Below are 19,060 nucleotides of genomic sequence, written 5' to 3'. Positions count from 1 at the left end.
CCGCAGCGGGGCAGAACGGGATCCCCCCGTGGGGGTAGGCATCCACCCCTCCGACGGGACGCGCGGGGCCGCAGGCCCGACGAAGGTGGAGCCATGACACCCGACACCCCACCCCCGCTCCTCTCGGTCGTCGACCTGCACAAGTCGTACGGCCGCGGATCCGCCCGCTTCGACGCCCTGCGCGGCGTCTCGCTCGACATCCGGCGCGGCGAGAGCGTCGCCATCGTCGGCAAGAGCGGCTCCGGGAAGTCCACCCTCATGCACCTGCTCGCCCTGATGGACGCCCCGACGACCGGCACGGTCGCCCTCGACGGAACGGATGCCGGCACCCTCCGCGGCCGCCGCCTGAACCGCACGCGCAACAAGACGTTCGGCTTCGTCTTCCAGCAGTTCTTCCTCACCCCGAACGCCACGGTGCTGGAGAACGTGGTCCTGCCCCTCAAGATCGCCGGGGTCGGACGCGCCGAGCGCAAGCGCCGCGGTCTCGCCGCCCTCGCCGAGCTCGACATGCAGGACAAGGCCAAGAACAAGGCGACGGCGCTCTCCGGCGGTCAGAAACAGCGCGCGGTCATCGCCCGCGCGCTCGTCAACGACCCGCAGGTGATCTTCGCCGACGAACCCACCGGCAACCTCGACTCCCAGACGGGAGCGGTCGTCGAGGACATCCTCTTCCGCCTCAACCGGGAGCACGGGATCACCCTCATCGTCGTGACGCACGACGACGACCTGGCGGCGCGCTGCGACCGCCGCATCCAGATCCGCGACGGCGTCATCGTCTCCGAGGAGGGACGCGCAGCATGAAGACCACGGACCTGATCGCCACCGCGTTCTCGAACACGTTCCGATCGAAGACGCGCACGATCCTCACGGTGCTGGCGATCTTCGTCGGCGCCTTCACCCTGACCCTGACCAACGGCCTCGGCACCGGCATCAACCGGTTCATCGACTCGACCGTGTCGTCCATCGGCGCGTCGAACGTGCTGACGGTGTCGAAGACGTCGACTGCCGACGCGACGTCGGACACGCCTCAGAAGTACGATCCGGATGCCATCGCGACGGCGCAGACCAGCCCGGGGCGCCCCGGTGCCCGCAGCGAGGTGTCGGCTCTCACCGATGCCGACGTCACCACTCTCGAGGGCATCGCGGGGGTCGAAAGCGTGACCCCCGTCCGCTCCGCGACCGTCGATTACGTCCAGTACGACGGCGGCGACCGCTATGTCGCGTCGGCCGGTGGTCTCATCGGCGGACAGACGCCGCAGCTCTCTGCCGGCGACGCCCCCGACAACGCCGCCGATACGCTGCAGGTCGCTCTCCCGACCGCCCTGGTGGGGCCGCTGGGTTTCTCCGACGACGCCGACGCGGTGGGGAAGACCGTCACGATCGCCGTCACGGATCCCCTGCGGACGCAGCACCTGGTCGAAGCCACCGTCACCGGCGTCACCGAGGCGGCGTTCACCACGACGACCGCCCTCACGACCAACACCGCGCTGCAGGACGCCCTGTACACCGCGCAGAACACCGGGGTCCCGCAGGATCAACTCGACCGTTACGCCACCGCGAACGTGACCGTCGCCTCGTCGGCGACTCCGGCGCAGATCGACGCGGTCAAGGCGGCGCTGACGGATGCCGGCTACACCGGCCGCACGGTCGCCGACCAGCTCGGCACGTTCCAGGCCGTCATCAACGGCATCGTCCTGGTGCTGAACGCGTTCGCCGTCATCGCCCTCCTCGCGGCGAGCTTCGGCATCGTCAATACCCTCCTCATGTCGGTGCAGGAACGGACGCGAGAGATCGGCCTCATGAAGGCGATGGGGATGGGCAGCGGCCGCGTCTTCTCGCTCTTCAGTCTCGAGGCGGTCGTGCTCGGCCTCCTGGGCAGCGTGCTCGGCGCGATCGTGGCGATCGCGGTGGGGGTGCCCGTGAGCGCGGGGCTCGCCCGCACCCTGTTCAGCAACCTCCCCGGTCTGCAGCTGATCGCGTTCGACCCCGTGTCGATCGTCGTGACGTCGCTGGTCATCATGGGCATCGCGTTCCTCGCCGGCAGCCTCCCCGCCGCCCGCGCGGCACGGGCCGACCCGGTGGAGTCGCTGCGGTACGAGTGACCGTCGCGCACCTCAGGCCCCGCGGTCGGCGACGATCGCGGGGCCTCGCCGCGTCAGGAGCGCGAGTGGGCGGACGCGCGGGCGACCTGGTCAGGCGTCGGGGTGACGCCGGTGTACCGCGCGAACTGCCCCGCAGCCTGCAGGGCGATCACCTCCGCGCCCGTGATGACGTCCCGTCCAGCCGCGCGTGCGGCGCGAATCAGCGGAGTCTCGGCCGGGAAGGCGACCACGTCGAACACGGTGGTCGCCGCGTCGATGTGCGCGGGCGAGAACGCGAGCGCCTCGGCATCCGGTCCGGTCATGCCGAGCGGCGTGACGTTGACGATGATGTCCGCGCCGGGTGCGGGATCGTCGGCCACCCACCGGACCCCGTAGGCCTCGGCCAGAGCGGGGCCGGCGACCGCGTTGCGGGCGACGACGGTCAGGTCGCGGAACCCGGCGCCGTGGAACGCCGCCACCACGGCCTTCGCCATGCCTCCCGAGCCTCGCACGAGGACGGATGCCGCGGGGTCGAGTCCGTGACTCTCGATGAGGCTCGCGATCGCCTCGTAGTCGGTGTTGGACGCGGTGAGGACACCCCCGTCGTTCACGATCGTGTTGATGGACCCGATCGCCGCGGCCGAGGGTTCGACGTGATCGACGAGCGGGATCACGGCCTCCTTGAACGGCATCGACACCGAGCATCCCCGGATGCCGAGGGCGCGAACTCCGCCGATCGCCGCGGCGATGTCGGTTGTCGTGAACGCCTTGTAGACGAAGTCGAGACCGAGTTCGGCATAGAGGAAATTGTGGAAACGCGTCCCGATGTTGGATGGACGACCGGCGAGCGAGATGCAGACGGTGGTGTCCTTGCTCAATTCGGGCATGAAGGCCTCCGGGGGGTGTGGACGGTCCTTCGATCGTACGAGGAGGCCCACGCGGCGCGTGTCCCCGCACGGGTTGCCGAATTGAGGAGGCGCGACATTCCTCCCTACCATGCATACATGGTGAACAATGCGCGGGAACTTCCGACCGAGATCGTCGCGCGCGAAATCGACGCCACTCTTCGAACGGCGATCGGACGCGCTCTCAATGAGTGGGGGCGGTCCCAGCGACTTCCTCCCCTGTCCTGGTCCGTCGACCATTGGGAGGGATACGTCACGGTCATCGGAACCCCCGACCGCAGGTCTCTGCGCAAGAAGTCGGCGGCGAATCGCTGGGCCACGAGCATGAACCTCGAGCCGGTGAGTGGTCGGACGTCACGGTGGCACCTCACGACCGGCGAGTGGCACGTGGAAATCCGCGGGTGGGACAATTGACGGCCCGATAGCGCAATTCCGACACCATGTATGCGTGGTATTGTCCCCCCAAAGCGCTGGGGGGCCTCACGGTGGCGGCGCGCGACCGACGGCACGACCCACCCGGCAGAGATGCCCGCGAGATAGGTGCACCATGCATGCAGAGCCGTCGCCGTCCGAAGCGACCTGCCCGAAATGGTGCAACGGCATACATGACCACATGGACGAACGGGTGGCGTCGCACCGCAGCGACGCCTCCTTCGTCCCCGCCGTCGAACGACGCCCCGGGTCGGACGGCGTGACCTTCGATCGCGTCGCCGCCGGCGACCTCACCGTCGGGCTCGAACAGTGCTGGGGCGACACGTGGGTCTGGATCTCGCCCGAGGACAGCGTCCGACGCAGCCTCGTGCTCACCCTCGAGAGCGCACATCGCCTGCATCGCACGCTGGCGAAGATCTTCGAAGACCTGGTCCCCTGACTCGACCGATCAGCTTCCGCTCAGTTCCCGCCGCGCAGGAGCTCCAGCGTCGGCACCGGCAGGAGGTCACTGATGGTCACCTCGAGGACGAGCGAGAGCGACACCAGCGTCTGCATCCGGGGATTGGCCGCGGTGCCCGGATTGGATTCGCCCTTCTCGAGCTTCTGGTAGGTGAACGTCGAAAGTCCGGCCGCGTGCGCCACTCGTTCCTGCGTGAGACCGGCGCGAAGGCGCGCGTGCTGGAGGTTCACCCCCAGGACCCGCGAGTACTCCGCCCACGGGTCGGTCGAGCCGCCGCCTACCACGAGACCAGGTTGTCGGAATTCCACGTACACATCGCCACGCCAGTGTGGCACGTTAACGATTCGTAATCGCGCGCTCCCTGCCGTCGCTATGATTCGCCAGACCCCTCGCATGACGAATCGATCGGAGGGCGCGCGGCAAGAGGAATCCCGCGAACTCGCTGCTCAATTCCGCCACGACACTCCGGGGCAATTCGGCACGCGAGGCCGCTTCCGTCAGCGACAGATCGCCCGTCATGTAACGCAGCACGCTGAGGATCGCCGCATTCGCCTCCATGCGCCTCGCGTCCAACTGCGGCGCACCCGCGCCGATCCGCGAGGAATTCGCTCCCTCCTGCATCCGGCCCCTCTCGCAGCAGTATCGTCGCCCCCTTCAGGTATACCACGTATACATGGTCGACCCTCGTTGCGGAGGAAGGAGCGCACGAGCGGTGCCCCGCGCCCCGATCCGTCCCGTCTATCCGTGAAATGACGTAATCGGCCCCGGATCCCCACCGGTGGACTCCGCGCACGCACATAATGAGAGCCACCGAGAGCAAGGACGCCCGTCGTGATCAGAGAGCCGCGCAGCGAGTTCGTGGGGCGTCGCCGAGAGCTGGCGGCGCTCGCCGACGAGCTGACCCACGCGCGCCTGATCACCCTCACCGGCGTCGGGGGTGTCGGCAAGACGCGCCTGGCCGTCCGCGCCGCGAACGCCCACGCCCGGCGCACCTCCACCCACGCGGTCTTCGTGGGCCTCGACGCCGTGAGCGACCCGCGCCGCGTCACCGACGCGATCGCGCAGGCGCTGCCGTACGGCGAGCTGTCGGCGCGCGAACCGCTCAGCTTCGTCGTCGACGTGCTCAGCGGCGAGAAGTCGCTGATCGTGTTGGACAACTGCGAGCACCTGATCGACGCTGTCGCCTCCGTCGTCGACGAACTGCTCGACGCGCTCCCCGACGTCACGATCGTGGCGACGAGCCGGCGCCGCCTGGACGTCGACGGCGAACAGGTGTTCGCGGTCCCGCCGCTGGCCACCGACACCGCGGGCGACGAGCCCGCCGACGCCCTCGCCCTGCTGCTCGCGCGCGCCCGCGCGGGGGACGCGGGCTTCACGCTCGCGCGGACCGACCTCGCCGCCGCGGCGCAACTGTGTCAGGCGTTGGACGGCCTCCCGCTCGCGATCGAGCTGGCCGCGGCACGGCTCCGGACGCTGTCCGTCACCGAGCTGGGGCGGCGGCTGTCGCAGCGGTTCACCCTGCTCCGGTCGGGGACGCGCGCCCCCGTGTCGCGGCAGCGGACGCTCCGCGCCGTCGTCGACTGGAGCTACGAGCTGTGCACGCCGGCGGAGCGCTCGCTGTGGGCGGCGCTCAGCGTGTTCGCCGGGCCGTTCGATCTGCCGGCGGCGATCGCGGTGGCCGGGGGCGACGACGCGTCGACGGTCGACACCCTCGATCAGCTCATCGAGCAGTCCCTGGTGGAGGCCGACCGCGACTCGGGCCGGTTCCACCTGCTCGAGACGATCCGCAGCTACGGGCGCGACCGGGCCGAGGAGTCCGGCGATCAGCCGCAGCTCGTCCGCCGCCACCTCGACCACTACACCGGTCTCGCGCACCTGGCCCGGACGAACTGGTACGGCCCCGCCCAGCGGAAGATCCTGCGCGGACAGCGCGCGGACCGGGCGGAAATGGATGCCGCTCTGCGCACGGCCGTCACCGTCGACACCGACCGCGCCCTGGAGCTGTTCTCGGACCTCCGGTACCACTGGGGCGTCGGCGGGTTCCTCACCGAGGGACGGCGGTGGGGACGGCGCGTGCTCGCGCTCCCCGGCGGCGCACCGAGCGTCCGCGTTCCGGCCCTCCTCGTCTCGGCGTGGCTGTGCGTGCTGCAGGGGGCGCTGGAGGAGACGCGCGCCCACCTCGACGACGCACGCGCCCTGCTGCCGCTCGTGCCCGAGGACGAGGCTGCGCTCTGCGAGGTGGAGCTGCGTCGATGGAACGGCAGCCGGGCCCTGTTCTCCGGCGAGGGAGAACTCGCCCGTGACGAACTGCTGCGATCGATCGGTCTCGCGCGATCCATCGGGCACCCCGAGGAGGCGCTGCTCGCGCAGTTCCAGCTCACGGTGACGCGCACCCAGTTGGGACTTCCGGATGCCGCCACCCCGGCGCGCGAGGCACTGCGCTTCGCCGAATCGATCGACGAACGGTGGCAGCGGTCGCTGTCCCAGTGGGCCATCGCGCTCGCCCTGTACGCCGACGGCGACCTCGACGAGGCGGAGCGCAACGCGCGCGACGCCCTCGCGCTGGAGGAGGGCATCGACGATCCCGTCGGCGACTGCCTCGTGCTGGAACTGCTGAGCTGGATCGACGCGGCCCGTTCCCCCACCGAACGCACCGCCGTCCTCCTCGGCGCCGCGCGGAGCTGGTGGCGGCGCATCGATTCGGGCATCGCGGTGCACGGCCCGCACATGGTCGCCCAGCACGACCGGTGCGTCGCGATCGTGCGCCAGCAGCTCGGCGACGAGGCGTTCGAGCGACTCTCCGCGATCGGGGAAGGGCTCTCCCCCGCCGAGGCCGCCGCGTTCGCGGGGGCACCCGGGCGCCCCGCGACGGGGCTCAGCGCCCGGGAGAGCGAGGTGGCCGCCGGCATCCGCGAGGGACTCAGCAACCGCGAGATCGCGGACCGGCTGGTCCTGTCGGTGCGCACCGTCGACACGCACGTGCAGCGGATCCTCGCCAAGCTCGGGTTCGCCTCCCGCGCGCAGATCGCCGCCTGGTACCAGTCGACGCTCGCCGCTGTTCGGTAGTCCTACGGATACCGTCCCGGTCGGACGCGTCCGACACTGGGGCCGACGACGCCGAGGTCGTCCCCCATCCGAGGAGCGCACGCATGACCCTTTCCCCACCTCGCATCCTTCTCGTCCACGGGGCCTGGGCGGGCCCGTGGGTGTTCGACCGTCTCGCCGACGCCCTGCGCGGTCGAGGGTTCCCGGTCGACGCCGTGGCCCTGCCGAGCATCGGCAGCACCGCCGACATGTACGCCGATGCGGCCGCGATCACCGAGTACCTGGATGCCGCGGACGGGCCCGTGACCCTCGTGGCGCACTCCTACGGCGGCATCCCCACGACCCAGGCGGGCAACCACCCGGCCGTCGCGCAGATCGTCTACGTCGCGGCGTTCGCGCTGGACGCCGGAGAGACGCTGCAGCAGGCCGTCGGCGGCGGTGTGCCCGACTTCTGGGGCATCGCCGACGGCATGGTCTCGATGGGCCGATCGCGCGAGGAGCGCATCGCCATGGTCGCCGCGGATCTCCCGGCCGACGCGCCGGCCGGTCTCGCCGAGACGATCGCGGACACGTTCCGGCCGCAGTCGCTCGGGGCCTTCACCTCACCCGTGACCCGCGTCGCCTGGCGCGCGAAGCCGACCGCCTACGTCCTCACCGAGCAGGACGCCCTGGTGCCGACCGCGTTCCAGGAGCACCTCGTCGCCCGCTCGGGCGCGACGGTCGTCCGGGTCGCCACCGGACACACGCCGTTCGAGGACGACCCGGTGTGGTTCGCCGGCGTCCTCGCCGACGTCATCGCCCCCGCGGAGGTGACCCGGTGAGCATCGTCGACACCACCGTGATCGCGCCCGGCCGCCTCTTCATCGACGGACAGTGGCGGGATGCCGTCGACGGCGGCCGCATGGACGTCATCGCGCCGTCCACGGGTGCGGTCATCACCGACGTCGCCCGCGCGACCGTCGCCGACGTCGACGCGGCCGTCGCCGCGGCCCGCGCGGCCTTCGACCACGGCCCCTGGCCGCGGATGTCCAGCCGCGAGCGGGCCCGCATCCTGCAGCGCGCCTACACGCTCATGCGCGAGCGCACCGAGGAGCTGGCGCAGGCCGAGAGCCTCGACGTCGGCAAGCCCATTACGTTCGCCCGCGTGGTCGACGTGAACAACGCGGCCGAGCTGTACGAGTACTACGCGGCGCTCGGCCACCGCCTCGACGGCGACGTGCGCGAGATCACCGCCGACGCGCACGCGTACGTGCGTTCCGAGCCGCTGGGCGTGGTCGCCGCCATCACCCCGTTCAACTTCCCGCTGATCCTCTCCAGCACGAAGATCGCCCCGGCGCTCGTCGCCGGCAACACCGTCGTGCACAAGCCCGCGAGCGACACCCCGCTGAGCGCGCTGCTGATGGCCGACATCCTGCGCGAGGCCGGCGTCCCCGACGGCGTGTTCAACGTCGTGACCGGCCCCGGCTCGGTCCTCGGCGACCACCTCGTCAGCCACCCCGACGTCGACAAGGTCGCGTTCACGGGCTCGACCGAGATCGGCGCGCACGCGGCGGCGCTCGCGGGGCGCACGCTCAAGCCGTTCACGGCGGAGCTCGGCGGTAACGCGGCGAACATCCTGTTCGCGGACGCGGACCTCGAGCGCGCGATCCACACGGTGATATCGGCGTTCGTGTTCAACGCCGGCCAGTTCTGCATGGCGGGGCCCCGGCTTCTCGTCGAACGCCCGCTGTACGGCGTCGTGCTCGGCATCCTGAAGGACGCGGTGCCGCAGGTGCCGTTCGGCGACATCGCCGACCCGGCCACCGTGATCGGTCCGCTCGCGAGCCGGACGCAGCTCGACAAGGTCGCCGCCCTCGTGGAGCGGGCGCGCGCTGCCGGCGCCCGCGTCGTCACCGGCGGGCACGTCGTCGAACGCGACGGCGGGTTCTTCTACGCCCCCACGGTCCTGGCCGACCTCGAGCCGGACGCGGAGGTCGTCGTCGACGAGGTGTTCGGTCCCGTGCTGACCGTGCAGCCGTTCGACACCGAGGACGAAGCCGTCGCGCTGGCGAACGGCACGCGGTACGGCCTGGCCAGTGGCATCCAGACCTCCGATCTCGCCCGCGCGCATCGTGTCGCGGCGCGGCTGAAGGCGGGGATCACGTGGATCAACGGCTGGGCCGTGCTCGACCCGGCGGTGCCGTTCGGCGGTGTGAAGGCGTCGGGATGGGGACGCGAAGGCGGACCCGAGGCGCTGCAGTCGTACCAGAAGTCCCACTCGATCGTGTTCGACCTGGGCGGTCGGGCATGACCGCGGGGCGCGCGGCCATCGTCGAAGCGCCGTCGACGATCTCGGTCGCCGACGTCGAGTACGGCGACCCGGGTCCGGGCGAGGTGCTCGTGCGGCTCACGGCGACCGGCCTGTGCCACACCGATCTCGGGGTGTTGGCCGGTGGCATCCCGTTCCCCGTCCCGGGCGTCATCGGGCACGAGGGTGCCGGACACGTCGAGAAGGTGGGGCGCGGGGTCACCGCGGTCTCCCCCGGGGATGCCGTGCTCCTGAGCTTCACCTCGTGCGGGGGATGCCGGGCCTGCGCGACGTCGCATCCGGCGTACTGCGACTCCTGGCTCCCGCGGAACCTGCTGGGCGGCATCCGCCCCGAGGGATCGGCGGGGATCACCCGCGGCGGCGAGGCGGTCTCAGCGCACTTCTTCGGACAGTCGTCCTTCGGGACGTACGCGATCGCCGACGAACGGGCGCTCGTCCGCGTCGCCGACGACGCCGACCTCACCGTCCTCGCCCCGCTCGGGTGCGGCGTGCTCACCGGCTTCGGATCGATGTGGAACGTCCTCGACCCGGGACCCGACGACGTCGTCGCCGTGTACGGGGCGGGCGCGGTGGGGCTGTCGGCGATCATCGCGGCCTCCCTCCGTGGAACCGCGCAGCTCATCGCGATCGACCGGGTCGCGGCGCGGCTGGACCTCGCCCGCGAGCTCGGCGCGACCGACACGATCGACGCGTCGCACGAGGACGTGGCGGCACGCCTCGCCGAGCTCACGGGCGGAGCGGGTGTCTCGCTCGGCTTCGACACGACGGGCCACCCCGGCGTGGCCCGGACCGCGCTGGATGCCGCGGCCGTCCGCGGCACCGTCCTCGTGTGCGGTGCGCCGCCGCCGGGCACCGAGATCGCCGTCGACATCCAGGGCATCCTCACCGGCAAGGTGCTCCGCGGCGTCACGATGGGCGACTCCGAGCCCCGGGAACTCATCCCCCGGCTCGTCGCGCTGCACGCCGAAGGACGGCTGCCGCTGGAGAAGCTCGAACGCCGCTACGCGCTCGACGACATCCAGAGCGCGGTCGACGACATGCACAGCGGCGCCACCGTCAAGCCGGTGATCGTGTACTGACCGCGCGGGGCCCGCCCCTCGACGACGTCGGACGGGCGGGCCCTATCCGCGCGCGAACGCTCCCGGCGTCACGCCCCAGACGCGGCGGAAGTGGCGGCCCAGGTGCGCCTGGTCGTGGAATCCGGTCCGTGCCGCGACGTCGGCGGGGCGGCATCCGTCCACCAGGAGGCGGCGCGCCGCGTCGACCCGGCGCGCGACGAGATACCGGTGCGGGGCCAGGCCGTACGCGCGGGAGAACTCCCGCACGAGGTGGCTCGGGTGGGCACCCAACAGCGCCGCCGCCTCGGCGATCGTGAACGACTCGGTGAAGCGGTCGTCGAGCAGCGCGCGCAGGCGCCGGGCGAGCGGCGCGTCGCGGACGCCCGCGACGGCGGTGCCGGTGTGCGCGAGGATCGCGTCGCGCACCGCGAGCAGGGCGTGCTCGGCGGCCATCTCCTCCCCCGGGAACCGGAGCGCGGCGTGGACGCGTCGGGCCGCGGCCTCCGCGGGTCCGCGCCCGAGGGTCGACCGCCGGGCGACGCGGTCGGCCGTGTCGCCCGGGAGCCAGTCGCGGCGCAGATACAGCACCTGCTTGCGGTACCCGGTGCCCGCGACCGCCGAACGCCCGTCGTGCGGGATGCCGGGCGGCAGCACCGTCAGCGCCCCGGGCGCCGCCCGGTGGGCGACGCGGTCGAGATCGTAGGTGACCGCACCCCGGTCGACGAGCATCACGGCCCAGTCGTCGTGCGTGTGCAGCGGGTACGCGTGGTCGAAGCTCGCGTGGTAGACCTCGCGGAGGAACGGCACGTCGGGGTGCCAGGCCCGCACCCGTTCGATCATGCAAGAAACGTACAAGACGGAACGGATGCCACGGGCCGAGGCTGAAGGCATGACCGAGCCGACACCGTCCCCCGCGCCGACGTTCGACACGAAGATCGTCGTGATCCTCGGCGACGACCTGGCCGCCTGGCAGGAACTCAACGTCACGGCGTTCCTCACCGCCGGCATCGCCACGAGCGCCCCGGGCCTCGTCGGCGAGCCGTACCGCGACGCCGACGGCACCGAGTACCTCCCGATGCTGCGGCAGCCGGTCATCGTGCTCACGGGGGATGCGGCGCTGCTGGCGCGCGCCCGCGCGAAGGCCGCGGCGCGCGACGACGTCGCCCTCGCGATCTACACGCGCGAGCTCTTCGCCACCATGCACGACGACGCCAACCGCGCCGCCGTCGCGGCCGTCCCCGCCGCGGCGCTCGACCTCGTCGGCATCGCGCTGCGCGGCCCGAAGAACGTCGTCGACCGCATCGCGAAAGGCGCGGTGTTCCACGCCTGACCCCGCTCGGGCAGGGGCGCCCCCGCGAGCCCGCGACCGGGAACTGCACTTTCTGCGCACGGCGATCACGCTCAGGGTGGCGACGACGATCGCGACACGGGGCGAAAGACCCCGGGCCGCGGTACGCAAAACGCGGTCCGCTCGTGCCCGGCCCTGACAGGCTGGACGCGTGAAGGCCTTCCGGTGCCGCGTGTGCGGCAATGCCCTGTACTTCGAGAACTCGGTATGCGTCGCGTGCGGGACCAGCCTCGGCTTCTCGCGCGGGGAGGCGGAGATCGTGCCCGTCGACGCACAGGGTCGCTACATCGACTCGTCCGGACTCGTGTGGCATGTCTGCCGCAACCTGAACCTGTCCGGCTGCACGTGGCTCGCGCCCCTCGAGGGCGGTCAGTGCGCGGCGTGCGACCTCACCCGCGTCCGCCCCAACGACGCCGACCTCGCCGGTCTCGCGCAGTTCCCCGTCGCCGAGCGCGCGAAGCGGTGGCTGTTGTTCGAGCTCGATCGCTTGGGGTTCCGCGTGGAGAGCAAGGCACAGAACCCCGAGCGCGGCCTGTGCTTCGACCTGCTCTCGAGCGTCGCCGAGAACGTCGTCATCGGGCACGACGAAGGCGTCATCACGATCGACCTGGCCGAGAGTGACGACGCGTACCGCGTGAAGGTGCAGAACCAGCTCGGCGAGCCGTACCGCACGATGCTCGGGCACTTCCGACACGAGGTCGGGCACTACATCGAGTGGGTGATGGTCGAGGGGACGGAGCGCATCGCAGAGGCCCGCGACCTCTTCGGCGACGAGACCGCCGACTACCAGGCCGAGATCGACCGCCACTACTCCGAGGGGCCGCCCGCCGACTGGCCCGAGCGCTACATCTCGACGTACGCGACGATGCACCCGTACGAGGACTTCGCCGAGACCTGGGCGCACTTCCTCCACATCACCGACACGATCGAGACCGCGACCGCGTACGGCCTCCTCACCGTGGGCGGGATCGACGCGTTCTCGCGCTTCCGCGACCTCGTGACGGGGGTGTGGATGCCGCTGACCACCTCGCTCAACATGATCAACCGGTCCATGGGCAAGGCCGACCTGTACCCCTTCGTCATCCCCGAGCCGGCCCTCGACAAGCTGGAGTTCGTCGCGTCGCTGCGGTTCGATCGCTGTGCACGGAAGGCCGGGACCACGGGCGGGTAGCGTTGTCGGGGTGACGCATCCGCAGTGGCATCCCTCAGACGACGGCATCAACTTCCACACCCGCAAGTGGGTCAAGCCGGAGGATCTGAACGCCAACGGGACGCTCTTCGGGGGCAGCCTGCTGCGCTGGATCGACGAGGAAGCGGCGATCTACGCGATCATCCAGCTCGGCAACTACCGCGTGGTGACGAAGCTCATCTCGGAGATCAACTTCGAGGCATCCGCTCTCCAGGGCGACCTGATCGAGATGGGACTCACCGCGACGCACTTCGGACGCACGTCGCTGACGATGCGTGCGGTCGTGCGGAACATGATCACCCGCAAGCGCATCCTCACGATCGAACGGCTCGTGTTCGTGAGCGTTGACGAGGACGGCAGGCCGAAGCCGCACGGCTACACCGACATCACCTACGACCGCGACCGGATGCCGCACGAGCACCCCGCCACGGGGAGCATCCGGCTCGATTGAGACGCGCTCGCCGGGCTGCGCTCAGGCGGGGCTGGTGATCTGGATGAGGTTGCCGCAGGTGTCGTCCAACGTGGCGGTGATGACGGGGCCCATCGACGTCGGCGCCTGCGTGAAGCGCACGCCCTCCGCGACCAGGCGCGCGTGCGTCTCGTGCACGTCGTCGACTCCGAACGACGCGGCCGGAATGCCGTCGGCGACCAGCGCCGCGGCGTAGGCCTTCGCCGCGGGGTGCTCGTCCGGCTCGAGGAGCAGTTCCACGCCGTCGAGGTCGTCGGGTCCGACGACGGTGAGCCACCGGTGCTCTCCGAGCGGCACATCGTTCTTCACGACGAATCCGAGCGTGTCCGTGTAGAAGGCCAGAGCCTTCGCCTGGTCGTCCACGAAAACACTGGTGACGGTGATGCGAATGCTCATGGTTCACTCCTTCGGTCGATGGCCCAGCGTTCGACGATCTCGCGGAGGGGCCCGGTGTGCAGGTGATGGATCTTCGTTCGCCCTGATCGTTCGGAGCTCACCAACCCCGAGTCCTCGAGGACGGCGAGGTGCTGCGAGATCGCCTGCCGCGACGACGCGACACCGTGCCGCATCGCCAAACGACTGCACAACTCGAAGAGGCTCTGGCCGTCGCGCTCCGAGAGCTCGTCGAGGATGAGCCTCCGGGTCGCGTCGGCGAGAGCCTGGTAGACGTCGCCCACACCGCGAGTATAGGCAAGTAATGACTTGCATATCAAGGGCGATCGCGGCTCATCCCGGTGGGGCGATTCGCGCGATCCACGTGCGCAGATCCGTCGAGCGGCCGCGATCGTCCACAGTGGTGATCTACTGAGTCCATGACCACGGATCTCTTGGCGGGTTGGCACGTCGCGCCCTTCACGTACGACGGCATCACGCACGACGTCTACCGCTCGGGGGATGGCCCCGGCGTCATCCTGATCCCCGAGATCCCCGGGGCGACACCCCAGGTGATCGCGCTCGCCGAGCGGCTGGTCGCCGCCGGCTTCCACGTCGCCCTCCCCTCCGTCATCGGCACTCCCGGCCGACCGGTCAGCGCCGGGTACCTCGCCGGTTCGTCTCTGCGCATGTGCGTGTCGCGAGAGTTCGCGGCCTTCGCCCGTCGCGCCGACCGCCCGATCGCCGGATTCCTCCGCGCCCTCGCGCGCGACGTGCACGCCGAGCGCGGCGGTCCCGGTGTCGGCGTGATCGGGATGTGCTTCTCGGGCGGGTTCGCGCTGGCGACGGCCGCCGACGAGAGCGTTCTCGCCCCCGTCATCTCTCAGCCCGCGCTGCCCCCGGCGATCGGAGCGGGGCGGGCGGCGACGGGGCTCAGCCCCACCGAGGAGGCGGCCGTCCGCCGACGCGCAGGCGACGGGCTCTGCGCGCTGGGCCTGCGGTTCACGAACGACCGCAGCGTTCCGGCGGAGCGCTTCGCGGCGATGGAGCGACTGCTGGGCGACGGATGGCGGGCGTTCGAGATCGACTCGTCTCCCGGCAATTCCGACGGCATCCCGACGAACGCGCACTCCGTGCTCACGGATGCCTCGGCCAACGTCCCGGGGCACCCCACGCATCGGGCGAACGAGCTCGTCGTCGAGTTCCTGCGCGAGCGACTGGCCGCCTGATCACTTCCCTGAGAATGCCGTGGCCGCGCGATCCGGCGGGCGTAACATTCCGTCATACGAGCGCTCGCCGCGCCGGCGGACCGCGATCCACTCGAGAACACGGGAGACACCGATGGACACCATGATGATGATGAAGTCCATGCCCATGGGCGAGATGACCATGGACATGGATGCCATGCAGGAATGCGTGCAGTCCCTCAACGCCTGCGCGATGGCGGCGGCGATGTGCGCCGGCAGCGACATGATGCACGGCGCCGAGATGGCGAAGTGCTGCGCCATGTGCTCGAACATGGTCGAGATGGCCGAGGCCACGATGCACATGATGATGCGTCCCGCCGGCATGGACATGGACGTGATGAAGGCCATGATGATGGCCTGCGTGACCATGGGCAAGGCGTGTGCCGCCGAGTGCCGCATGCACGCCGACATGGACGAGATGTGCCGCTACTGCGCCATGGCGTGCGACGACATGGTCATGAAGTGCGAGGCCATGATGGCCTCGATGTCCGCCTGAGGAGTCAGGCGACGCGCGCGGTCGTGAGGACGGCCGACGCGCTCAGGAGTTCCGCGACCGGGTGGTAAGCCACCGGCTCTCCCGACGCGATGTCGACCGCCGGGCCGACGATCCGCACGCGGACGGCCGCGCCGTTCAGCAGCGCGATCGTCGCCTCGGCGCCGTCGACGTGCGTGACAAGTCCGTCCCACCACGCCGCGGGGTTGGCTGCGGCCATGCAGCGCTGGATCGGGTGGACTGTCGACGAGATCGTGCGGGACATGGCTTCACCTGCCTTCGTAGGGTGCGATGAAACGACGGTACGGGATGCCACGCCGCGGGGCGCCGGAGGGCGTAGCGGGGCGTAACACCGGGAACATCGGCTTTGCGCGTTTCCGCGTACTCACCGGCGCTGGACGAGGTAGACACCGGGCTGAGGAAACGCCTCGGCGTCAGCGAGCCCCAACATCAACCGAGCGACAGAGACACGAGAGGCACCGAAAGGGAAGAAGCGCCGATCCACGCGGTCGACGTGCTCGGCGGCGACCTTCGCGTCGTCCGCCTTGTCACTCAGCGGCCCCGAGTGGAGGATGACGCCGCCCGCGGCGAGCACGAGTTCCTCGCTGGCGGTCTTGTCGTCGTATTCGGCCCCGAATCCCTTCTTCAGCGCCCACGCCACAGCGCCGCTGACTTTTTCGCTGGAAGGACCCGTTCCCGCCGCTCCGAGCCACACGATCCGCGCGGGACGTGCCGCGACCACAGCCGACGCGCCTGCTTCGAGCGTTCCCAGCCGGCGCCTCGAAGAGACGCCCAGCCCCGACAGCACGATGTCCTCCGCGTCGATCGCCCCCGTCACGCTCGCCGCGTCGTGGACGTCGGCGCGCACGACCTGAAGGCGCGGGTGAACCGGGAGATCCGCGGTTGCCGGGTTCCGGACGAGCGCTCGCACATCGAGACCGGAGGCGAGAGCGCGAGCGACGAGCTGACGCCCCGTTCCCCCGGTCGCACCCAGGACGACCGTCGTCATGCGGACGTCTTCCGAAGGAGGGCGAGCGCGTCGCGAACGGCGGGGTGCACGCCCGGGGCGCCGACGAGGATGGTGTCATCTCCGGGGGCCCACGGGTCTCCGGAAATGGTCGTCACGACTCCGCCGGCTTCCGTGACCATCAGCGAGCCGACCGCGACGCCGGGCAGGACGGGTTCGTACTGCCAGAAAGCATCCATGTGTCCGGCCGCCACGAGCAGCATCGGGAACGTCGAGGGCACCGTCGCTTTCACGAGGAAAGCCGCCCCGAGGAGCGCCGTCATCGATGCGCCGATGGCCGAATACGTTGCGGCCTGCTTCGCCTCCGCCTGGCCGGTTCCCACGATCGCGATCTCGAGACCCTGCTTCGCCGACACCGCGAGAGGGCGTCCGTTGACGAAGGCACCCCCGCCGAGGGTCGCCGTGTAGGTGAGATCGGGAACGGGCTGACGAAACACCGCGAGCACGGGCCTTCCTCCGCGGACGAGCGCAATGCTCACCCCCCAGTCCGGAAGACCGTGCACGTGGTTCACACTGCCCTCGGCGTCGTCGATCACCCACCAGTCCCCGTCGTCCGGTAGCGCCGCGGTCTCGTTCTCGCCATCGACGAAACGGGCGTCGGGGAGCAATTTCCTCAGCGCATCACGCGTGCCGTCGCTCGAGACGCGTTCGTTGCGGCGGGCGGCATCCAGCATTTCCTGCATGTTCGCCGGGCGCGCGTCCGGCGAGTAGACCGCGAGGAGGCGCTCCCCGGCCTGCGTCGCGATCGTGGTCATCATTTGCAGCAGCGAGGTTTCGTCGATCATGTCTGTCCCTTTCCGTTGACACGATCGACGCTAAAGAGCGTTCTCCATTAACTCCAGTGCATTATCGACATCTATCGCATTACTCTCAGTCATGTGGACATGAATCTTCTGCTCGGGTTGGACGCGCTCCTGGAGAACCGCAGCGTGCAGGATGCCGCGACACAGATGCGGCTGACACCACCAGCGGTCAGCCGCATCCTGTCGCGACTGCGCGCCGCGACGGGGGATGACATCCTCGTTCGGAACGGCCGCCGAATGGTGCCGACCGCCCGTGCGCTCGAGCTGCAGAGCGAAGTGCGCGACCTCGTCGCTCGAGCAGAGGCCGTTCTCACTCCCGCGCGGGACTTCCGCCTCGCGGACCTCCACCGCACGTTCGTCGTGCGCTGCCACGAATCCCTGGTCGCTCCCGTAGCGACGCGTCTCTCCGCCATCGTCGCGAGCGAAGCCTCAGGACTGCAGGTGCGGTTCGTCGCCGAGAAGGCCGACGACGATCGCGACCTGACCCGCGGGCACCTGGACCTCGAGATCGGCGACGCTCCCGCCCCTTCCGCAACGGTGAGATCGCGGGTGGTGAGCACCGACACGATGCGACTGATCGTCCGCCGACACAGCGAACTCGACGTCGACCATCCGACCGCGGAGGCGATCGCGGGTGCTCTTCATGTGAACATCTCCCGCCGCGGGAGAACACACGGACCGATCGATGATCGCCTGTTCGACCTCGGGCTGCGTCGGCGGGTCATCGCGACGGTTCCCGCGGTCGGCGCCGCGCTGTCCATCCTGGAGACGGTTCCCGCGGTGACCGCTCTGCCCGAACGAGTCGCCCAGGACCTGCCATCGTCGCTCGTCTCCCGACCGTTCCCGTTTCCCCTGTCGGCAGCGCCCATCGCGCTGAGCTGGCACGCGCGCCACGACAACGACCCGGCGCACTCGTGGCTGCGCGGGGTGTGCACGCAGGCGCTCGCACCGACGACTGTGTGAGTCTCGAGCGTCAGTCGACCTCCGGCGTGATCGCCAACCGCGTGCCCCACGGGTCGGCGAGCCGCAGCGTGCGGCCGTCGTCCGCCGCGACGATGCCGTGATCGCGCACGCGCTCGCCGAACGCCTCCACGTCGTCGCGCGTGGGTACGACGATCCGCACGTCGCCAAGGCCCAGGGTCGCGCGGGGCCCCGCGCACGTGCGCGCGCACGGGTCGTCCTTGGTTCCCTCGGCCATCGCTGGCTCCCTCCGTCGCTGCGGTTTGCTGTACCGCTGAGGAGATCATGCCCCGCAGGGCCGCCTCTCCGCGAAGCTCCCACGACCTCGACGACTTCGACGGGACCTATCGTGACGGCTGAGGTGATGCGGCTTCCGCCCAGGCCGGTCGGCGGGTAGGAACGAGACATGGATGCCGAGATCGCCACCGCCCTTGCCCTGACCCCGGCCTCGACCGTCGAACAGCGCACGGTCGACATCACCACCGTCGGCGCCCGGACTCAGCAGCCCCGGCGCATCGAGATCTGGTTCCACAACGTGAACGGAGAGGTCTACATCACCGGCACGCCGCCGCGCGCCCGCTCCTGGTACGCGAACCTGCTCACGCACCCCGAGTTCACGTTCCACCTGAAGAACGGCGTCCACGCCGATCTCGCGGCGACGGCGACACCCATCACAGATGCCGACGAGAGGTCGGCCGTACTCAGCGCCATCCTGGACGGCATCGATGCCCTCTACGCCGGGAGCGCGTCGCGACCGGCGTTCCCGCCGCTCGAGGAATGGGTCGCGGGGAGCCCGCTCGTGCGGGTGTCCTTCAGCTGACGGCGGAGGACCACGCTCCCGGAGCCCCTCGCCCGGCGCTCGC

24 protein-coding genes are annotated in these 19,060 nt (G+C 70.4%); 15 read left to right on the top strand and 9 right to left on the bottom strand.

Annotated features, from left to right (window positions below):
• Positions 1-93 precede the first annotated feature (93 nt).
• Positions 94-801 (top strand): ABC transporter ATP-binding protein, encoded by a 708-nt coding sequence (locus tag AVW09_RS04775; protein WP_063256929.1) that lies wholly within the window; start codon positions 94-96, stop codon positions 799-801.
• The gene (locus AVW09_RS04770) at positions 798-2,102 is read left to right on the top strand and encodes an ABC transporter permease (RefSeq protein ID WP_063256928.1); all 1,305 of its coding nucleotides are present in this window, start codon (positions 798-800) and stop codon (positions 2,100-2,102) included. Before AVW09_RS04775 ends, AVW09_RS04770 begins: the two co-directional genes overlap by 4 nt.
• A gap of 53 nt (positions 2,103-2,155) precedes the next feature.
• Here AVW09_RS04770 and AVW09_RS04765 read toward each other — a convergent pair whose 3' ends face one another.
• On the bottom strand, positions 2,156-2,968 hold the full coding sequence (locus tag AVW09_RS04765; RefSeq protein WP_063256927.1) for a shikimate 5-dehydrogenase: 813 nt from the start codon (positions 2,966-2,968) through the stop codon (positions 2,156-2,158).
• A gap of 117 nt (positions 2,969-3,085) precedes the next feature.
• On the opposite strand from AVW09_RS04765, the gene AVW09_RS04760 reads away from it, so the two are divergent.
• Entirely contained in the window at positions 3,086-3,400 is a 315-nt protein-coding gene (locus AVW09_RS04760) for a hypothetical protein (protein ID WP_063256926.1), read from the top strand.
• Positions 3,401-3,599: 199 nt separating this feature from the next.
• Positions 3,600-3,857, top strand: a complete 258-nt coding sequence (locus AVW09_RS04755; protein ID WP_063256925.1) for a hypothetical protein — start codon at positions 3,600-3,602, stop codon at positions 3,855-3,857.
• 20 nt (positions 3,858-3,877) lie between these two features.
• On the opposite strand, the gene AVW09_RS04750 is transcribed toward AVW09_RS04755, so the two are convergent.
• Positions 3,878-4,162 carry a helix-turn-helix domain-containing protein gene (locus AVW09_RS04750; protein ID WP_063256924.1) on the bottom strand — a complete coding sequence of 95 codons (285 nt, stop codon included), beginning with the start codon at positions 4,160-4,162 and terminating at the stop codon, positions 3,878-3,880.
• A 547-nt stretch (positions 4,163-4,709) separates the two neighbouring features.
• Between AVW09_RS04750 and AVW09_RS04740 the strand changes: the two genes are divergently transcribed.
• From AVW09_RS04740 to AVW09_RS04725, 4 genes are all read left to right on the top strand, one after another.
• Entirely contained in the window at positions 4,710-6,944 is a 2,235-nt protein-coding gene (locus tag AVW09_RS04740) for an ATP-binding protein (protein WP_063256922.1), read from the top strand.
• Positions 6,945-7,027: 83 nt separating this feature from the next.
• Positions 7,028-7,744: an alpha/beta fold hydrolase gene (locus tag AVW09_RS04735; protein WP_063256921.1), complete on the top strand. Its 717-nt coding sequence runs from the start codon at positions 7,028-7,030 to the stop codon at positions 7,742-7,744.
• Positions 7,741-9,213 (top strand): aldehyde dehydrogenase family protein, encoded by a 1,473-nt coding sequence (locus tag AVW09_RS04730; RefSeq protein WP_082822818.1) that lies wholly within the window; start codon positions 7,741-7,743, stop codon positions 9,211-9,213. Before AVW09_RS04735 ends, AVW09_RS04730 begins: the two co-directional genes overlap by 4 nt.
• Positions 9,210-10,310: an NAD(P)-dependent alcohol dehydrogenase gene (locus AVW09_RS04725; RefSeq protein WP_063256920.1), complete on the top strand. Its 1,101-nt coding sequence runs from the start codon at positions 9,210-9,212 to the stop codon at positions 10,308-10,310. Before AVW09_RS04730 ends, AVW09_RS04725 begins: the two co-directional genes overlap by 4 nt.
• A 42-nt stretch (positions 10,311-10,352) precedes the next feature.
• Here AVW09_RS04725 and AVW09_RS04720 read toward each other — a convergent pair whose 3' ends face one another.
• On the bottom strand, positions 10,353-11,129 hold the full coding sequence (locus AVW09_RS04720) for a helix-turn-helix transcriptional regulator (protein WP_063256919.1): 777 nt from the start codon (positions 11,127-11,129) through the stop codon (positions 10,353-10,355).
• A gap of 49 nt (positions 11,130-11,178) precedes the next feature.
• On the opposite strand from AVW09_RS04720, the gene AVW09_RS04715 reads away from it, so the two are divergent.
• From AVW09_RS04715 to AVW09_RS04705, 3 genes are all read left to right on the top strand, one after another.
• Positions 11,179-11,619, top strand: coding sequence for a DUF2000 family protein (locus tag AVW09_RS04715; RefSeq protein ID WP_063256918.1), 441 nt, complete (start codon positions 11,179-11,181; stop codon positions 11,617-11,619).
• A 169-nt stretch (positions 11,620-11,788) separates the two neighbouring features.
• Complete coding sequence (locus AVW09_RS04710; protein ID WP_063256917.1) at positions 11,789-12,808, top strand: zinc-binding metallopeptidase family protein; 1,020 nt, start codon at positions 11,789-11,791, stop codon at positions 12,806-12,808.
• A 10-nt stretch (positions 12,809-12,818) separates the two neighbouring features.
• Positions 12,819-13,277 carry an acyl-CoA thioesterase gene (locus AVW09_RS04705; protein WP_082822817.1) on the top strand — a complete coding sequence of 153 codons (459 nt, stop codon included), beginning with the start codon at positions 12,819-12,821 and terminating at the stop codon, positions 13,275-13,277.
• Positions 13,278-13,298: 21 nt separating this feature from the next.
• On the opposite strand, the gene AVW09_RS04700 is transcribed toward AVW09_RS04705, so the two are convergent.
• Positions 13,299-13,691, bottom strand: coding sequence for a VOC family protein (locus tag AVW09_RS04700; protein ID WP_269454548.1), 393 nt, complete (start codon positions 13,689-13,691; stop codon positions 13,299-13,301).
• Entirely contained in the window at positions 13,688-13,972 is a 285-nt protein-coding gene (locus AVW09_RS04695; RefSeq protein WP_063256916.1) for an ArsR/SmtB family transcription factor, read from the bottom strand. Before AVW09_RS04695 ends, AVW09_RS04700 begins: the two co-directional genes overlap by 4 nt.
• A 135-nt stretch (positions 13,973-14,107) precedes the next feature.
• Here AVW09_RS04695 and AVW09_RS04690 point away from each other — a divergent pair, with 135 nt between their 5' ends.
• Together AVW09_RS04690 and AVW09_RS04685 are read left to right on the top strand one after the other, a co-directional pair.
• Positions 14,108-14,896, top strand: a complete 789-nt coding sequence (locus AVW09_RS04690) for a dienelactone hydrolase family protein (protein WP_063256915.1) — start codon at positions 14,108-14,110, stop codon at positions 14,894-14,896.
• A gap of 112 nt (positions 14,897-15,008) precedes the next feature.
• Positions 15,009-15,410: a hypothetical protein gene (locus AVW09_RS04685; RefSeq protein ID WP_063256914.1), complete on the top strand. Its 402-nt coding sequence runs from the start codon at positions 15,009-15,011 to the stop codon at positions 15,408-15,410.
• A gap of 4 nt (positions 15,411-15,414) precedes the next feature.
• On the opposite strand, the gene AVW09_RS04680 is transcribed toward AVW09_RS04685, so the two are convergent.
• The 3 genes from AVW09_RS04680 to AVW09_RS04670 form a co-directional block, all read right to left on the bottom strand.
• Positions 15,415-15,672 (bottom strand): hypothetical protein, encoded by a 258-nt coding sequence (locus AVW09_RS04680; RefSeq protein WP_063256913.1) that lies wholly within the window; start codon positions 15,670-15,672, stop codon positions 15,415-15,417.
• Between the two features lie 120 nt (positions 15,673-15,792).
• The gene (locus AVW09_RS04675) at positions 15,793-16,416 is read right to left on the bottom strand and encodes an NAD(P)-dependent oxidoreductase (protein ID WP_063256912.1); all 624 of its coding nucleotides are present in this window, start codon (positions 16,414-16,416) and stop codon (positions 15,793-15,795) included.
• Positions 16,413-17,219 (bottom strand): inositol monophosphatase family protein, encoded by an 807-nt coding sequence (locus AVW09_RS04670; protein ID WP_063256911.1) that lies wholly within the window; start codon positions 17,217-17,219, stop codon positions 16,413-16,415. The genes AVW09_RS04675 and AVW09_RS04670 overlap by 4 nt, the downstream gene beginning before the upstream one ends.
• 99 nt (positions 17,220-17,318) lie before the next feature.
• Here AVW09_RS04670 and AVW09_RS04665 point away from each other — a divergent pair, with 99 nt between their 5' ends.
• Complete coding sequence (locus AVW09_RS04665; RefSeq protein WP_231901773.1) at positions 17,319-18,200, top strand: LysR family transcriptional regulator; 882 nt, start codon at positions 17,319-17,321, stop codon at positions 18,198-18,200.
• 10 nt (positions 18,201-18,210) lie between these two features.
• On the opposite strand, the gene AVW09_RS04660 is transcribed toward AVW09_RS04665, so the two are convergent.
• On the bottom strand, positions 18,211-18,435 hold the full coding sequence (locus AVW09_RS04660) for a hypothetical protein (RefSeq protein WP_063256909.1): 225 nt from the start codon (positions 18,433-18,435) through the stop codon (positions 18,211-18,213).
• A 168-nt stretch (positions 18,436-18,603) separates the two neighbouring features.
• Between AVW09_RS04660 and AVW09_RS04655 the strand changes: the two genes are divergently transcribed.
• Positions 18,604-19,017, top strand: a complete 414-nt coding sequence (locus tag AVW09_RS04655) for a nitroreductase/quinone reductase family protein (protein ID WP_063256908.1) — start codon at positions 18,604-18,606, stop codon at positions 19,015-19,017.
• The last annotated feature ends 43 nt before the right edge of the window (positions 19,018-19,060 follow it).

The organism is Microbacterium sp. T32, assembly GCF_001619615.1.
In the GTDB taxonomy this organism is placed as follows: domain Bacteria; phylum Actinomycetota; class Actinomycetes; order Actinomycetales; family Microbacteriaceae; genus Microbacterium.
This window is presented reverse-complemented; position numbering and strand designations above follow the sequence as displayed.

Bases quoted from the DNA above. Each gene is read 5' to 3' on its own strand.
- AVW09_RS04775 (WP_063256929.1), top strand. From the start codon at position 94: ATGACACCCGACACCCCACCCCCGCTCCTCTCGGTCGTCGACCTGCAC.
- AVW09_RS04770 (WP_063256928.1), top strand. From the start codon at position 798: ATGAAGACCACGGACCTGATCGCCACCGCGTTCTCGAACACGTTCCGA.
- AVW09_RS04765 (WP_063256927.1), bottom strand. From the start codon at position 2,968: ATGCCCGAATTGAGCAAGGACACCACCGTCTGCATCTCGCTCGCCGGT.
- AVW09_RS04760 (WP_063256926.1), top strand. From the start codon at position 3,086: ATGGTGAACAATGCGCGGGAACTTCCGACCGAGATCGTCGCGCGCGAA.
- AVW09_RS04755 (WP_063256925.1), top strand. From the start codon at position 3,600: ATGGACGAACGGGTGGCGTCGCACCGCAGCGACGCCTCCTTCGTCCCC.
- AVW09_RS04735 (WP_063256921.1), top strand. From the start codon at position 7,028: ATGACCCTTTCCCCACCTCGCATCCTTCTCGTCCACGGGGCCTGGGCG.
- AVW09_RS04725 (WP_063256920.1), top strand. From the start codon at position 9,210: ATGACCGCGGGGCGCGCGGCCATCGTCGAAGCGCCGTCGACGATCTCG.
- AVW09_RS04720 (WP_063256919.1), bottom strand. From the start codon at position 11,129: ATGATCGAACGGGTGCGGGCCTGGCACCCCGACGTGCCGTTCCTCCGC.
- AVW09_RS04715 (WP_063256918.1), top strand. From the start codon at position 11,179: ATGACCGAGCCGACACCGTCCCCCGCGCCGACGTTCGACACGAAGATC.
- AVW09_RS04700 (WP_269454548.1), bottom strand. From the start codon at position 13,691: ATGAGCATTCGCATCACCGTCACCAGTGTTTTCGTGGACGACCAGGCG.
- AVW09_RS04690 (WP_063256915.1), top strand. From the start codon at position 14,108: ATGACCACGGATCTCTTGGCGGGTTGGCACGTCGCGCCCTTCACGTAC.
- AVW09_RS04685 (WP_063256914.1), top strand. From the start codon at position 15,009: ATGGACACCATGATGATGATGAAGTCCATGCCCATGGGCGAGATGACC.
- AVW09_RS04680 (WP_063256913.1), bottom strand. From the start codon at position 15,672: ATGTCCCGCACGATCTCGTCGACAGTCCACCCGATCCAGCGCTGCATG.
- AVW09_RS04675 (WP_063256912.1), bottom strand. From the start codon at position 16,416: ATGACGACGGTCGTCCTGGGTGCGACCGGGGGAACGGGGCGTCAGCTC.
- AVW09_RS04670 (WP_063256911.1), bottom strand. From the start codon at position 17,219: ATGATCGACGAAACCTCGCTGCTGCAAATGATGACCACGATCGCGACG.
- AVW09_RS04665 (WP_231901773.1), top strand. From the start codon at position 17,319: ATGAATCTTCTGCTCGGGTTGGACGCGCTCCTGGAGAACCGCAGCGTG.
- AVW09_RS04660 (WP_063256909.1), bottom strand. From the start codon at position 18,435: ATGGCCGAGGGAACCAAGGACGACCCGTGCGCGCGCACGTGCGCGGGG.
- AVW09_RS04655 (WP_063256908.1), top strand. From the start codon at position 18,604: ATGGATGCCGAGATCGCCACCGCCCTTGCCCTGACCCCGGCCTCGACC.